General features: G+C 65.5%; 13 protein-coding genes and 1 pseudogene. 13 read left to right on the top strand and 1 reads right to left on the bottom strand.

Annotation, left to right across the window (positions count from 1 at the left end; all coding sequences use genetic code 11):
• Positions 1-76: 76 nt before the first annotated feature.
• Positions 77-958 carry a TolB family protein gene (locus XARJCFBP2528_RS20830; RefSeq protein ID WP_026064392.1) on the bottom strand — a complete coding sequence of 294 codons (882 nt, stop codon included), beginning with the start codon at positions 956-958 and terminating at the stop codon, positions 77-79.
• 52 nt (positions 959-1010) lie between these two features.
• On the opposite strand from XARJCFBP2528_RS20830, the gene aroE reads away from it, so the two are divergent.
• The 13 genes and pseudogenes from aroE to XARJCFBP2528_RS20760 all read left to right on the top strand — a co-directional run bounded on the left by aroE (position 1011) and on the right by XARJCFBP2528_RS20760 (position 15185).
• On the top strand, positions 1011-1862 hold the full coding sequence (aroE, locus tag XARJCFBP2528_RS20825; protein WP_026064391.1) for a shikimate dehydrogenase: 852 nt from the start codon (positions 1011-1013) through the stop codon (positions 1860-1862).
• A complete protein-coding gene (locus XARJCFBP2528_RS20820; RefSeq protein WP_016902791.1) occupies positions 1852-2226 on the top strand; it encodes a hypothetical protein in 375 nt (124 codons plus the stop codon). The genes aroE and XARJCFBP2528_RS20820 overlap by 11 nt, the downstream gene beginning before the upstream one ends.
• Positions 2223-2459, top strand: coding sequence for a hypothetical protein (locus XARJCFBP2528_RS20815; RefSeq protein WP_016902790.1), 237 nt, complete (start codon positions 2223-2225; stop codon positions 2457-2459). The genes XARJCFBP2528_RS20820 and XARJCFBP2528_RS20815 overlap by 4 nt, the downstream gene beginning before the upstream one ends.
• 255 nt (positions 2460-2714) lie before the next feature.
• Positions 2715-4847 carry an ATP-dependent DNA helicase DinG gene (dinG, locus tag XARJCFBP2528_RS20810; protein WP_016902789.1) on the top strand — a complete coding sequence of 711 codons (2133 nt, stop codon included), beginning with the start codon at positions 2715-2717 and terminating at the stop codon, positions 4845-4847.
• Positions 4848-5024: 177 nt separating this feature from the next.
• Positions 5025-5633, top strand: a pseudogene (locus XARJCFBP2528_RS20805) (DUF6624 domain-containing protein).
• A gap of 434 nt (positions 5634-6067) precedes the next feature.
• Positions 6068-7573, top strand: coding sequence for a catalase KatB (gene katB / locus XARJCFBP2528_RS20800; protein ID WP_016902786.1), 1506 nt, complete (start codon positions 6068-6070; stop codon positions 7571-7573).
• Between the two features lie 56 nt (positions 7574-7629).
• Complete coding sequence (locus tag XARJCFBP2528_RS20795; protein WP_016902785.1) at positions 7630-8205, top strand: ankyrin repeat domain-containing protein; 576 nt, start codon at positions 7630-7632, stop codon at positions 8203-8205.
• Positions 8206-8945: 740 nt separating this feature from the next.
• Positions 8946-9170, top strand: coding sequence for a hypothetical protein (locus XARJCFBP2528_RS20790; RefSeq protein WP_016902784.1), 225 nt, complete (start codon positions 8946-8948; stop codon positions 9168-9170).
• A 453-nt stretch (positions 9171-9623) separates the two neighbouring features.
• Positions 9624-10628, top strand: coding sequence for a tRNA dihydrouridine(20/20a) synthase DusA (gene dusA / locus XARJCFBP2528_RS20780; protein ID WP_026064390.1), 1005 nt, complete (start codon positions 9624-9626; stop codon positions 10626-10628).
• Positions 10629-10966: 338 nt separating this feature from the next.
• Positions 10967-11269, top strand: coding sequence for a hypothetical protein (locus XARJCFBP2528_RS20775; protein WP_039512651.1), 303 nt, complete (start codon positions 10967-10969; stop codon positions 11267-11269).
• A 71-nt stretch (positions 11270-11340) separates the two neighbouring features.
• Positions 11341-12024: a response regulator transcription factor gene (locus tag XARJCFBP2528_RS20770; protein WP_002808458.1), complete on the top strand. Its 684-nt coding sequence runs from the start codon at positions 11341-11343 to the stop codon at positions 12022-12024.
• Positions 12025-12098: 74 nt separating this feature from the next.
• Positions 12099-13469 (top strand): ATP-binding protein, encoded by a 1371-nt coding sequence (locus XARJCFBP2528_RS20765; RefSeq protein ID WP_024939071.1) that lies wholly within the window; start codon positions 12099-12101, stop codon positions 13467-13469.
• A gap of 234 nt (positions 13470-13703) precedes the next feature.
• Complete coding sequence (locus XARJCFBP2528_RS20760; protein WP_374057767.1) at positions 13704-15185, top strand: DUF1800 domain-containing protein; 1482 nt, start codon at positions 13704-13706, stop codon at positions 15183-15185.
• Positions 15186-15188: the final 3 nt, after the last annotated feature.

Raw genomic sequence — 15188 nt, 5'->3', positions numbered from 1 at the left:
ATCCGCTCTGCAGCAGCTTGGCGTGAAGTAGTATTCCCAGCAGCCCCTTGGCAAGGGTCTGCGCACCCACCCATCCTCAACGGCAGCTCGTATCCCCCTCCACCGCCGGCGCCTTCATCCGGTAGATGTCCAGCTGCCCCGCACGCGGTGCGCGCGCACTGCCGGTCACCAGCAACTCGCCTGGCTTGGCCGCATCCACCACCGCACCGAAGGTGCGTTCCTGCGGCCCGTTGAACGACAGCGGCACTGCCTGGCCCACGGTGTAATGGCCGTTGTTGCAGGTCGCCAGCAATAACTGGCTGGGACCATCCTGCCGGCCGCGTGCCCATACCAGCCCCCGTCCATCGCCAAGCCAGGCCGCATCCAGCTCGTCGGCAGCGCTGTTGATATCGCTCAATGGCACCGGCGCGATGAAGGCCTGCCCATCCCAGCGCGCCACGAACATGTCCATGCCGCCTGCGCCACCGTGGCCATTACTGGCGAACAGCAGGCGGGTGCCGTCCAGCGACAGTGTCGGGGAGCGCTCGTCGCCGCGGCTGTTGATCGCCGCGCCCAGCGATTGCACCGCACCGATCCGGCCCTGCGCATCCACCGGTGCGCGATACAGGTCGGCGCCGCCCGCACCGCCAGGGCGGCTGGAGGCAAACAGCAGCCAGCGGCCATCGGCACTGAACAGCGGGGAGGTCTCGTCCTGCGCGGTGTTGATCGGCAGCACTTCTGCGTTCTGCCAGCGCCCGCCATTCAACCGGGCCTGCCACAGATCCCAGCCCCCGGTGCCGCCGGCGCGGTCGCTGGCCCAGACGATGCGTTGCCCGTCCGGACTCAGCGTGGCGCGCGCTTCGTTGGCCGGCGTGGAGACCACGCCCATGCCTTCGATGCCGAATTCGGCAAGCCCCGACGCGGCCGGGACGCAGAGTAAACTTGCCGCCAGCGCGAGCAGTGTCCATCGAAGTTGCATGCGGTGTTCCTGCCTCAAGTCGCGCACAGTCTAGTCAACCAGAGAGCGTTTCATGCCCGTATCCCGTTATGCCGTGTTCGGTCACCCCGTCGCCCATTCGCTGTCGCCGGCCATCCATGCCGACTTCGGGAAGCAGACCGGCATCGCGCTGGACTACACCGCCATCGACGCACCGCCGGAGGCGTTCACTGCCGCGCTGGAGCGCTTCGCCGACGAAGGCGGCAAGGGCGCAAACGTGACCCTGCCGCTGAAGGAAGCCGCCTGTGCGTTGTCGGCCAGCCTGAGCGATCGCGCGCGTCTGGCCGGTGCGGTCAACACGCTGGTGCGCAACGACGGCCAGTGGCAGGGTGATAACACCGATGGCGCCGGTCTGGTGCGCGACCTCACCGACCGCCACGGGCTGGATCTGCGCGGTCGCCGCGTGCTGCTGCTCGGCGCCGGTGGTGCCGCGCGCGGCGTGGCGCCGGCGCTGCTGGAAGCGGGCATCACCGAGATGGTGGTGGTGAACCGCTCGCCCGAGCGCGCCGATGCCTTGTGCGATGCGCTCGGCGAGCCGGGGCGGGTGGTCTCGCGCTACATCGAAGACCTGCGCGATCTGGGCGACTTCGAGCTGATCGTCAATGCCACTGCGGCTGGACGCGATCGCGACGCCGGCGCGTTCGCCATGCCGCTGGGCCTGGTCAACAGCCTCACCGCGGCGGTCGATCTCAATTATGCCGCCACCGCCATCGCCTTCCTGGCCTGGGCACGTGCGGCGCAATGCCGCTACGCCGTCGATGGCCTGGGCATGCTGGTGGAGCAGGCCGCCGAGAGTTTCGCGCTGTGGCACGGCGTGCGCCCGGACACCGACCCGGTCTACGCCGCACTGCGCGCGCGCGAGGCCCTCCTGGTCAGTGCCGACTGAGGTGGGCAGCGTCACCGCCACCGATATCCTGCTGACCCTGGTCACCAGCCTGCTGTCGCGCGTGCCGATGCTGATCGCGTTGCTGCTCGGGCTGGTTCTGCTGTGGCGTGCCTCGCAAAGCCCTTTGCGGCGTGCCGGGCTGGCTGCGCTCTGGCTGCTGCTGGGCTGCTTGTTTGCCGAGGTTGCCTTCCAGGCGATTCCGATGCTGTTGCTGCAGCAAGGCAATGTGCGTCAGATCAGCATGGTGACCAGCATCGCCCACTTCGTGCTGATGGCGATGCAAGGCGTGGGCATCGGCGTGCTGGTGTGGACGCTGGCAGGCAGCCTGCAACGCGTGCCGCCCGCCGCCGGCCCGCGCCCATGATTCCGCTCAAAGCCATCGCGCTGGTGGTGGTGGGGCTGGTCAGTGCCGGGCAGGGCGGGTGGACGCTGCTGCATCCGCAGGCGCTGGCTGCGGTCAATCGCGGCGGCCTGCTGTATGAACGCTTCGGGCCCACTGGCGTGGGCGCCGGCATGTTGCTGATGGGCGTCGCAATGGTGGTCATCGGACTGGTCTGGGCGCGCCATGCATGGCCGTCGCGGACACAAGGCCGCTGACACAACGTGGAGCGACGCTTCCTGCTCGTTGCAGGCAGCGCAGGGTGATTGGGCCGGCATCCATTGCGCGACCCTCCGGGTCAGAACTTGCGGCCAGCGCCCGCCGGCGATGAGCGGATCCGACGCATGCAGTGGCCGTGCAGCGTGCGCACCCGGGACCAGGCTGGCGGTGGCGCCGCCCCGCGCCAGCAAACACGTTCAGCCGAGTGCCACGCCGGTCGCAGGCGCTGCGCCGGTCCGTGCGAAAATAGCGCGATGAATGAAGTCGCCCCACCGGCCGCGCCGTCGGCGCCGGTTCCCACCCAGCGTGTTCTGACCGACCCGATCAAGGCCGGCATCCGCGAGGCCTACGCCAAGCTGCAGGCCAACACGCCCGGCTTCGCCACACGGCGGGCGCAGAGCCAGATGATCGGCCTGGTCTCGCGCGCGCTGGCCACCTCCGGCGGCATCGGCATTGCCGAGGCGCCCACCGGTGTCGGCAAGAGCCTGGGCTATCTCACCGCCGGCGTGCCGATCGCCCTGGCCACCAAGAAGAAGCTGGTGATCAGCACCGGCACCGTGGCGCTGCAATCGCAGCTGGTGGAGCGCGACATCCCGGCCTTCCTCAAGGCCACCGGGCTGGAGGCCACGGTCGCGCTGGCCAAGGGCCGCACCCGCTACCTGTGCACGCGCAACGCCGCCGAGCTGCAGGGCGAAACCAGCCAGGAAGGCATGTTCGACGACGAGCAGGTGCTCTACGACCGCCCGCTCAGCCCGGCCGACGCGGATCTGGCCAAGCGCCTGGCCACGGCCTACGCCGAGCGCAGCTGGAACGGCGATCTGGACGATGCGCCCGAGCAGGTCTCGGTGCCGCTGCGGCTGCGCATCACCACGCCGGCCTCCGGCTGTGCCGGTCGCCGCTGCAGCTACGCCGCGCAATGCCCGGTGCTGAAGGCGCGCACCGACGTGCGCGAAGCGCAGATCGTGGTCACCAACCATGCATTGCTGCTGTCGTCGCTGTCGCTGGGCGATGCCGAGAATGGCCAGCCCTTGATCGCCCCGCCCGCCGACATGCTGCTGGTGCTCGACGAAGGCCATCACATCGCCGGCGTGGCGATCGACCAGGGCGCGGCCAACCTGCCATTGGACGAGATGGCCAAGCGCACCGGCCGGTTGCAGATCCTCATCGCCGCCGCCTACCGCGCGGTGGACAAGGACAAGATTGGCAACCTGCTACCCAACGAGGCCATCGAGGTGGCCGCGCGCGTGTCCAAGCTGCTCAAGGCCTTCCACGCCGAGGTCGAACGCGTGTGGAAGCCCGAGCCCGGCGAGCGCGATCCCTTGTGGCGTGCGGCCAACGGCAAGCTGCCGCCGCAATGGGGCCCGGCCATCGAAGAACTCGGCGAAGAAACCCGCGCGTTGTTCAACTGGGTGCATGCCGCGCACAGCGCGATCGCCAAGGGCAAGCAGGATGACTCGGCGCGCGAACGCCTGCAGCGCAGCCTCGGCCTGGCCCTGGAGATGGCCGAGCAGCAACACAATCTGTGGAGCGGCTGGCGGCGCGAAGACAAGGAAGGCCAGCCGCCGATGGCGCGCTGGATCACCCTCTCGCGCGACGGCGATCTGATCTGCCATTGCTCGCCGGTGTCGGCTGCGCAGGTGCTGCGCACGATGATCTGGAACGAAGTGGATTCGGTGGTGATGACCTCGGCCACACTCACCGGCGGCGGCGATTTCCAATCGTTCGCCATCGACAACGGCCTGCCCGATCACGCCGAGATGGCCTCGCTGGCCTCACCGTTCGACCTGCTCAATCAGGCCGAATTGATCGTGCCCAATTTCCCGGTCACCCCAGACGATCGCGAAGGCCACCCGAAGGAAGTTGCGCGTTACCTGGTGCGCGAACTCGACTGGACCGCCAAGGGCAGTATCGTGCTGTTCACCTCGCGCTGGAAGATGGAAAAGGTCGCCGACCTGATGCCGCTGGCGCAACGCAACCGCGTGCTGGTGCAGGGCGAGGGCAACAAGTCGCAACTGATCACCGAACACCTGCGCCGTATCGCCGCTAGCGAGGGCTCGGTGCTGTTCGGTTTGAACTCCTTCGGCGAAGGCCTGGATCTGCCCGGCGATGCCTGCACCACGGTGGTCATCACCCAGGTGCCGTTCGCGGTGCCGACCGACCCGCAGACCTCGACCCTGAGCGAATGGCTGGAAAGTCGCGGCCATAACGCCTTCAACCTGATCGCCATCCCGCACGCGCTGCGCACGCTCACGCAGTTCGCGGGCCGCTTGATCCGCAGTTCCAGCGACCACGGCCGCGTGATCATCCTCGACTCGCGCCTGCTGACACGTCGCTACGGCAAACGCATCATCGACGCGTTGCCGCCGTTCAAGCGGGTGATTGGTTAGCGGCGCCAGTCCCGTCGAGAGGATGAAATGCCCGTCTCGCAGAGTGCCGCTGTCACGCGTTTGCGGTGCATGACCGTGCCCGTCGCTGCGCGTGTGGTGTCGATGGCAGCGGTATCTTTCCCTGCCGTGCTTTATCGACGCGATGTCGTGACCTTTTCAGATCCGGGAGGATTGCGGATGAAGACAGTGATGCTCGGTGTACTGCTATGGCAGGTGACGACTGCGGGATGGGCGATTGCCGGAGCCGATCGCACTCTGCAGCAAGGTCGTCCAGGCATGAACGCCTCTTACCGCGAACAGCTGCTGGCACTGGCCGATGCCGATCAGAAGATCCGTGAGCAGATTCGTGGTGCTTTCACGGCGTAACAGCTGCAGGCCAATCAAGGCGCAGCGAAAGACATGGCAATGCGTCTGGTTGCGTCGCAACGGGAAAACCAGGCTGCGCTGTCTGCATTGATCGAGAAATTCGGCTTCCCCGATGTCGCGTCGGTTGGCGAAGACGGGGCGCATGCTGGTTTCCTGGTCGCGCAGCACTCCACTGACCGCACGTTTCGCGATGGCTTCCTGAAGAGCATCGAGGTTGCAGTGGCGCGCGGGTCTTACAGCACCGCGGACATGGCATTGTTCGTGGATCGCAACCTGATCATGTCGGGCAAGCCGCAGCGCTACGGTACCCAGCGCAAGGCGGACGGCAGCCTGTTCGAGCTGGAGGATCCTGCGCAGCTGGCACGCAGACGGGCAGACGTCGGTTTGCCTGACGAACAGGGCGGTTCTGGTGGTCTTTGAACCGTGAGCGATCCAGGTGCGAGGCGATGACTACTGTTTAACGCATGGGTCGCGCGTGCATACCTGGATCAAGAAAACGTTGCGATGTATGGGTGCCTTGGTTTCCACCAGGCAATGACACCCGGCCCTGCGCGTGTTTTTCACCGCATGCTGTTGCTGGTTCGTGAGCCTGTCGATCTGCTGCACTGCAGTATTCTTGCGGTCGCCAACGCGCTGCATGCGTCGCTGTGAATCAGCTTGGCCACCGCATCCGCGGCATAAGCGGCGTGATCTTCAACGTGCTACCGCCTTGTAACGCGATGCATATCACGCTCTGCAGTCGTCATCATGTTAGCCTATCGCAGCGATCATAACTAACGACTTCTCACGCGTCGGTCCGCTGGCCATGATTCAGCTCCCTCAAACGAGCTGACGCCATGCGCCCTGGATCCCTCATGGTGCTAGCCCTGCTAGCCCCGACGCTGATCGCCCCGCCGGTCTTCGCCCAATCCGTTCTGACCCGCGACAACGGCGCCAAGGTCGGTGATAACCAGAATTCGCAGACCGCCGGAGCCAATGGCCCGACCCTGCTGCAGGACGTACAGCTGATCCAGAAGCTGCAGCGCTTCGATCGCGAGCGCATCCCCGAGCGCGTGGTGCATGCACGCGGCACCGGCGTCAAAGGCGAGTTCACCGCCACCGCCGATCTGTCCAGCCTGACCAAGGCCAAGGTGTTCAGCGCCGGCGAAAAGACCCCGGTCTTCGTGCGCTTTTCCTCGGTGGTGCACGGCAACCACTCGCCGGAAACCTTGCGCGACCCGCACGGCTTCGCCACCAAGTTCTACACCAGCGAAGGCAACTGGGATCTGGTCGGCAACAACTTCCCGACCTTCTTCATCCGCGATGCGATCAAGTTCCCCGACATGGTCCACGCGTTCAAGCCGGATCCGCGCACCAACCTGGACGACGATTCGCGCCGTTTCGATTTCTTCTCGCACGTGCCCGAAGGCACCCGCACGCTGACCCTGCTGTACTCCAACGAAGGTACGCCGGCCGGCTATCGCTTCATGGATGGCAACGGCGTGCACGCCTACAAGCTGGTCAATGCCCAGGGCGAAGTGCATTACGTCAAGTTCCACTGGAAGACGCTGCAGGGCATCAAGAACCTCGATCCCAAGCAGGTCGCTGCCGTCCAGGCCAAGGACTACAGCCACCTGACCAACGATCTGGTCGGTGCGATCAAGAAGGGCGACTTCCCGAAATGGGACCTGTACGTGCAGGTGCTCAAGCCGGAAGACCTGGCCAAGTTCGATTTCGATCCGCTGGATGCCACCAAGATCTGGCCGGACGTGCCGGAGCAGAAGGTCGGCCAGATGGTGTTGAACAAGAACGTCGACAACTTCTTCCAGGAAACCGAGCAGGTCGCGATGGCGCCGGCCAACCTGGTGCCGGGCATCGAGCCGTCGGAAGATCGTCTGCTGCAGGGCCGCATCTTTTCCTACGCCGACACCCAGCTGTATCGCATCGGTGCCAATGGCCTGAACCTGCCGGTCAACCGTCCGCGTGTGGCCGTCAACAACGGCAACCAGGATGGCGAAGGCAATAACGGCCACACCACCAGCGGCGTGAACTACGAGCCGAGCCGGCTGGAGCCGCGTCCGCAGGATACCGCTGCGCGTTACAGCGCATTGCCGCTGTCGGGCACTACCCAGCAGGCCAAGATCACCCGCGAGCAGAACTTCAAGCAGGCCGGTGAGCTGTATCGGTCCTACAGCAAGAAGGATCGCGCCGATCTGGTGCAGAGTTTCGGCGAGTCGCTGGCCACCACCGACACCGAGAGCAAGCACCTCCTGCTGTCGTTCCTGTACAAGGCCGACCCCGAGTACGGCACTGGCGTGACACGTGTCGCCAAGGGCGACCTGGCCCGGGTCAAGCAGCTGGCCTCCAGCCTGCAGGACTGATCCACCCACGGCATCGCGGCTGTGCCGCGGTGCCGTTTCGCTATCGGGAGAGCCATATGCGCACCCTGTTGTTTCTGATGCTTGGCACCCTGTCTGCGGCTGCCAATGCTGCCTCGCCCGCGCCGATGTCCACCAGCGCCACCACTGCCGCCGCAGACCCGGCGCAGATCAAGCTGCAGTTGCGCGAGTACTTCTTCGACGCGGCACGCGAAGGGCGGCAGGACATGCTGGCCGAGTTCATCCGCTCGCACTACGACCTCAATACCCGTGACGAGAAGGGCTACACGGCGCTGATCCTGGCGGCCTACCACGGCCAGCGCCCGGCAGTGGAGCAGTTGCTCAGCGCCGGCGCCGACCCCTGTGCGCAGGACAAGCGCGGCAACACTGCTCTGATGGGCGCGATCTTCAAGGGCGAGCTGGGTATCGCCAAGCGGCTGATGCAGGCCGACTGCGCGCCGGATCAGCGCAACAACGCTGGCCAGACCGCCGCGATGTACGCAGCGCTGTTCCAGCGCACCGACGTGCTCAAGGATCTGGCCGCCAAGGGCGCGGACCTCAGCCTCAAGGACGGGCAGGGCAACGATGTGACCAAGCTGCAACGCGGCGAGTTTGCGACGTCCCCGGCGCGCTGAGCGCGCCACTCATGCGTGGCGCGCCTGGCATGCGTGACGCCAGGCGTCAGCAAGCTCGCACAGGCGCCATGCGGCCGATGCAGGTGCCAGTCCGGCCATCGATGCAGGCGAGAGCCATCGGTGATGCTTGCTGCAGCGTGCCGCACCGTTATCCACCGGCCAGCCGTCTGTAGGCCCCATCCGGGCGGGTTGCACGCCTCGCGCTCGGCCATCTTCGACGCGCTGTACGTGGTTGCGACGTCAGCTCCGTCACAGTGACCGTTGGTTAGTCGCTGATCGCCATCGCCTGAGTCCTGCACCTCGATACCCGGGGTCTCGGCGGCCTCGCTTGCAGCGCCCCATCGCGCGCGCTGACGCCACTGGTGCGTACTGGCGACTATGACCACCGACGTGGTTCGAAGGTCAGCCATCGTGCACCGAGCGCAGTGAATCGTCGCTCCCGGATCGGCTAGTGGCTCGCCGACCTGCTCAACTTGCCTCCACGACCCGCAGAAAAGTGCAGCCATCGCCCCCGCCGGTTTTCTGCCGCAGGCGCGTTGGATCTCTGGCGGTTGTGGTGATTTTTGCGCTACTGCGTCAGGAGTCTCCTGACGTGCAAACCTTTGTGCGCCAAGGGTTTGACATAAGTCTGAGCGCGCGCTGACTTGCTTGAAATTTGTTTGGAAAAACCGCAAAAAACAGTTCAAGAAAGCGCTGCGAACGCCGATGCTTCCGCTATCGCACACTGGAACCCCCGGACCATGAAGCTCGATCCCTCCATCCCTTTCCTGATGTCGCTGCTGGCCATGGTGCTGTGCACCGCCACTGCCGTGGTCGCCCTGGTGTTCGGTCAGGTGCACGTGCTGGCCACGTCGTGGAGCTTCTACACCGTGCTGGGTACCGCCCTGATCACCCTGGTCGCCTCGTACCATGCCCTCGGCAAGCCGCTGAGCGCCGAAGAGCGTGTGGGCTTCCGCAACCCGTAACTGCAGATCCTGTCCAGGCGCGGTGCACGACGCCAGCACTGGACGACATAAGCTCCGCTCGTCATTGACGATGCACCGCGTTCGCTCGACATGGGCGAACGCCCAGGCACTGCGCATCCTGCGGCGATGCCGCCCGATAACGCGCGCACCTGGCGAGCGAGGGCAACGACAGCAGCGCCACCGCGATGTTGTTCACCTCTTCCGATGGCAGAGATAGCCGCAAGTTGGCCGCCGAAGCGCGCCATCAGCGGGTTCCATCAACGCGCGCCATGCCGAAATTCGCCAGCCTGCACGGGTCGACCACCTGGCGCAGTGAATCGGCCATCGACCAGCGGGCTCCGGCAGGTCGGCCTCGCAGGCCGTCATGCCGCGCTGCGGCAGATTCATCGACACCCGTGTAAGCTGTTGATCCTGCTCCGCATTCCGATGGCTGCCCGCTGCGGCCACATGTCGATGACCGCTTCCGCCGATCGCTACGCCGCCTCCCTGCGCCTGTCCGTCGCCCCGATGATGGATTGGACCGACCGCCATTGCCGGGTCTTCCATCGCCTGCTGGCACCCTCGGCACGTCTGTACACCGAGATGGTGCACGCCAATGCGGTGATCCATGGCGATCGCACGCGGCTGATCGGGTTCGATCCGGTCGAACACCCGCTGGCGCTGCAACTGGGCGGTAGCGAGCCGGCACTGCTTGCGCAGGCGGCGGCGATCGCGCAGGAGTGGGGCTACGACGAGATCAACCTCAATTGCGGCTGCCCGTCCGATCGCGTGCAGGCCGGGCGCTTCGGTGCCTGCCTGATGCGCGAGCCGGCGCTGGTGGCCGACTGTGTTGCCGCCATGTGTGCGGCGACCACGCTGCCGATCACGGTCAAATGCCGCCTCGGCGTGGACGACGATGACGACTATGCCGTGTTCGCCAGCTTCGTCGATCAGGTGGTCGCAGCCGGTGCCGCCATGGTGGTGGTGCATGCCCGCAACGCGTGGCTCAAGGGCCTGTCGCCCAAGGAAAACCGCGAAGTGCCGCCGCTGCGTTACGACTGGGCGTATCGCCTCAAGCAGGAGCGCCCCGCGCTGCCGGTGGTGCTCAATGGCGGCATTGCGGCGGTGGAGACCGCGATGGAGCATCTGCACCAGACCGACGGCGTCATGCTCGGCCGCGCTGCCTACCACGACCCCTACGTACTGCATCGCCTGGATGCGGCCCTGACTCAGCGTACGGAACAGCCACGCGACCACTTGCTGCGTGCCTTGCGGCCCTACGTCGAGTCCCAACTGGAGCAAGGCCTGGCGCTGAAGCACATGACCCGTCACGTATTGGGGCTGTTCCATGGCCAGCCGGGCGGACGCGCGTTCCGGCAGGTACTGAGCGAGGGCGCACACCGGCCCGGCGCCGGCTGGGAGCTGGTCGAGCAGGCCTTGCAGCGGACCGACACCCAGGGCTGGCGCGTGGTGGCCTGAACTGGCCTGCGGTTTGCATTACCTGAACAGGCATCTCCGGCGTCTGCATCGGACGAGGTGTTTAACTGTCGAGCGCGACTGCGGGATCCCTGAATCAGTGACCTTCCAGGCGCCTCATGGGTTCATTTCACTGAACAGCGTTAACACAAAGCTAAAAAGTTCAGATGGGATTCACCCCGAAAAATCAAGAATTTGGCTCTATTCTCGGGCTCGACCATGCTGTCACCGGTGGCCGGTTTCACGAATTTTGAATGTTCCTGAACAACCCGCTAGGATTCATTGTGACCCAGCCGTCCTGCCGCGCTCGCTATATCGTCCTGGTTGCCCTTGGGCTAGCCATGGCAGCGCCGTCGGCGTGGGGTCAGGGATATCCGATGTCGCATGCGGGACGCGATCCGTTACCGCCCTCCGCGCGCGGCAACGGGCGCACGCTCTCGGACACCATCCGGCAGGTGCAGCGGTCCACCGGTGGACAGATCCTCAGCGCCGAACGCGTGCCGTTCGACGGTGGCAATCTCAACCGTGTCAAGTACATGAAGGACGGCCGCGTGCATACCGTGTATGAGTCGGAGCAGATGCAGGCCGCGCCGCCGCGCAGCCAGGCGCCGCCGGATGCGCCACCACGCGACGATAACCACTAGACGTAGATAGTTCTGCGTTCAGTCTTATAAATTCCCCGGCCATTGGCCGACAACGTAACTAGGGAGAGTGCATGCGTATCCTTTTGGTCGAAGACGAAGCTCCGCTGCGCGAGACCCTTGCCGCGCGCCTGAAGCGTGAGGGCTTTGCTGTCGACGCTGCACAAGACGGCGAAGAAGGCCTGTACATGGGCCGCGAAGTCCCGTTCGATGTCGGCATCATCGACCTCGGCCTGCCAAAGATGTCGGGCATGGAGCTGATCAAGGCGCTGCGCGACGAAGGCAAGAAGTTTCCGGTGCTGATCCTGACCGCGCGTTCGAGCTGGCAGGACAAGGTCGAAGGCCTCAAGCAGGGCGCCGACGATTACCTGGTCAAGCCGTTCCATGTCGAAGAACTGCTGGCGCGCGTCAATGCGCTGCTGCGGCGCGCGGCGGGCTGGAGCAAGCCGACGCTGGAATGCGGCCCGGTCGCGCTGGATCTGGCCGCGCAGACGGTCAGCGTCAATGGCGCCAACGTGGACCTGACCAGTTACGAGTACAAGGTGCTCGAGTACCTGATGATGCATGCCGGCGAACTGGTCTCCAAGGCCGATCTGACCGAGCACATCTACCAGCAGGATTTCGATCGCGATTCGAACGTGCTGGAAGTGTTCATCGGCCGCCTGCGCAAGAAGCTCGATCCCGATGGTGAGCTCAAGCCGATCGAGACCGTACGCGGTCGCGGCTACCGTTTCGCCATTCCGCGTACCGAAGGCTGAGTCCGCGCATCGGCAAACAGGAAGATCAGGTGCCGGGCCGCTCCAAGTGGTATAGACGCTGGCGGCCGCGCTCGCTGCAGGCCCGCCAGCTGCTGGCCGCCAGCCTCAGTCTGGTGGCCTTCCTGGCGCTGGCGGGTTACGCGCTGGATGTGGCGTTCGCCGACACCGCCGAAAAGAATCTGCGCGAGCGGCTGAAGAACTACGCCTCTGCGTATGCCGCCAATATCGATTTCGTCCGCGACGGCTCGTTGTACATCGGCGGCCAGCCGCCGGACCCGCGTTTCGATGTGCCCGGCGGCGGGCTATACGTGGAAGTCGTGCGCCCGGACGAAAGCTGGACCTCGATGTCGGCCGAAGGCCCGAACATTCCGCACGGGCGCATGCTCGAGCCGCGCCAGGAAGAATTCATCGGCCCGCTGGAGATGACCCAGATCGACGGCAGCGTGGGCCAGTTGTACCGCTACGGCCTGGGCGTGAGTTACGTCGAGCGCGAACACGGCGGCGAGATTCCGTACACCATCTACGTGATGGAAGATGCGCGCTCGATGGGCGCGCAGCTGCGCGTGTTCCGTGGCGCAGTGTGGTTTTACCTCGGCAGTGCCGGTGTGGTGCTGCTGGTGCTGCAGGCCTTCATCCTGCAGTGGAGCCTGCGCCCGCTGCGGCGGGTCATCAACGAGTTGACCAAGGTGCAGCGCGGCGAGATCCAGCGCATGAGCGAGCAGCATCCGCGCGAACTGGAGCCACTGACCGAAAGCATCAACGCCTTCATCGAGAGCGAGCGCGACAATCTGGACCGCCAGCGCAATACGCTGGCCGATCTCGCGCACAGCCTCAAGACGCCGATCGCGGTGTTGCGCACCCAGCTCGATAGCGGCCAGTCCGAGCGCGACCTGCACGAGGAAATGGATGTGCAGTTGCGCCGCATGAACGATCTGGTGTCCTACCAGCTCGCTCGCGCGGCCTCCAGTGGACACAAGCTGTTCGCCGCACCGCTGCCGATCGAGTCGACCGCCGAAGAGATCGTACGCGGGCTGGAGAAGGTCTATTCGGTCAAGGGCGTGTTATGCGAATTCGATATTTCGCCCGATGCGCGCTTTCATGGCGAGCCGGGCGATCTGCAGGAATTGCTGGGCAACCTGCTGGAAAACGGCTTCAAGTGGGCGCGCAGCCGCGTGCTGCTGACCGCACAGCCCGGGCCCACCACTGGTAGCCGTCGCGCCGGATTGATCCTGTCGGTGGAAGACGACGGCCCCGGCATCGCGCCGGAAGACGTAGCCAAGATCCTGCAGCGTGGCGTACGTGGCGACGAGCGCGTGCAAGGCCACGGCATCGGCATGTCGATCGTGCAGGATCTGATCAAGGCTTACCGCGGCGAGCTGCAGGTGGTGCGCTCGCAGGAACTGGGCGGCGCCCGCTTCGACGTGACCCTGCCACCGGGACTGTGACCGGCATGGGGGGGTGCGGAATGAACCCGTGGTCAACGCTGCGGCGCGCTCCGACAACCGTTTAACGCCCCGCGCGTTGGCTTGACCATACTGGGCCGGTTGCAGGCCGTTGCGATGGAGAGCTGCATGTTCGAGCGCAATGCACAGACGCGCTGGCTGAGCGCACGTCCAGCGGGCGCGCCCCGCCATCACCGGTGGCAGCTGGCATGGCTGTTGGCGGGCTGCGCTTTGGCCATGCCGTGCAGTGCTGCCAATCCAGCACTGACGCCGGCGCAGACGCGCTGGCTGCAGCGTGCGACCTACGGCGTGGATGCCGACAGCGCAGCGCAACTGCAGCGGCTCGGCCCCAAGCGCTACGGCAGGTCGCTGTTGCAGGCCAGCGACGATGCGGCGTTGCCAGCGCCGATCCGTGCACAACTGCAGCACTTCGATGCGCTGCACACGCCGTTGCTGACTTTGCTGACGCAGTACGAGGCCGACAAGATCCGCCTGCAAGACATGCCCGATGGTGAGGAAAAGACCGCCTTGCGCAAGGCATGGCAGGCGCGTGGTGGGCAGATGCTGACCCAGGCGCGTCAGGCGCAGCTGTTGCGTGCGGTGTATGCGCCGGAGCAGACGCGCGAGCAGCTGGTGTGGTTCTGGCTCAATCATTTCAGCGTGTACGCCGACAAGGGGCGGGTGAAATGGATGGCGGCCGATTACATGGAAAACGCGATCCGCCCGCATGCCACCGGCAAGTTCGCCGACCTGGTGATGGCGACGCTGGAAAGCCCGGCGATGCTGGAATATCTGGACAACGCCAAGAACGCCAAGGGCAAGGTCAACGAAAATTACGCGCGCGAACTGATGGAACTGCACACGCTGGGCGTGCATGGCGGTTACAGCCAGCAGGATGTGCAGCAACTGGCGCTGATACTTACCGGCGCCGGCCTGGTGCCGGTCAAGGCCGAGGGCGCTCCGCCCTTGCCGACTGCCGTGCCGGGGCAACCGCAGGTGGTGCGCAAGGGGCTGTTCGAATTCAATCCCGCACGTCATCAACCCGGTGACAAGACCTTGCTGGGCCAGCGCATCGCCGCGGGTGGTCTGGATGAGATCGAGCGGGCGGTGCAGCTGTTGGTGCGGCAGCCGGCATGCGCGCATTTCATTTCGCAGCGCTTGGCCGAGTACTTTGTCAGCGACAAGCCGCCGGCCGCGCTGGTCGAGCGCATGGCGAACACGTTTCAACGCAGCGATGGCGACATCGCCAAGGTGATGCAGGCCATGCTGGACGCGCCGGAATTTGCGCAGGCGCAACCGCGCAAGTTCAAGGATCCGAATCGGTTTGTGGTTTCGGCCATGCGGCTGGCGTACGAGGGCCAGCCGGTGGTCAATGCCGCGCCGATGGCGAGCTGGCTGCAGCAACTCGGCGAGCCGCTGTTCGGGCGCATCACCCCCGATGGCTGGTCGCTGCAATCGCAGGCGTGGACCAGCTCCGGGCAACTGGCGCGACGCTTCGAGGTGGCACGTTCGCTGGGCAGCGGGCCCAAGCAATTGTTCCGCTTCGATGGCGATAACGACACGCCACTGCCGGCGCTGACGCAGATCGACACGCGCCCATCGTATCGCTGGGTGGCACCGTCGCTTTCCAGCGGCACGCGCGATGCCCTGGGGCAGGCGCGTTCGCCTGCGGAATGGAATGGATTCCTGCTGTCATCGCCGGACTTCAACTATCGCTGATTC

The sequence above is a fragment of the Xanthomonas arboricola pv. juglandis genome (genome assembly GCF_001013475.1).
Lineage (GTDB): Bacteria > Pseudomonadota > Gammaproteobacteria > Xanthomonadales > Xanthomonadaceae > Xanthomonas > Xanthomonas arboricola.
Note: the sequence above shows the minus strand (reverse complement) of the source record. Positions and strands in the feature narration are given on the sequence as shown.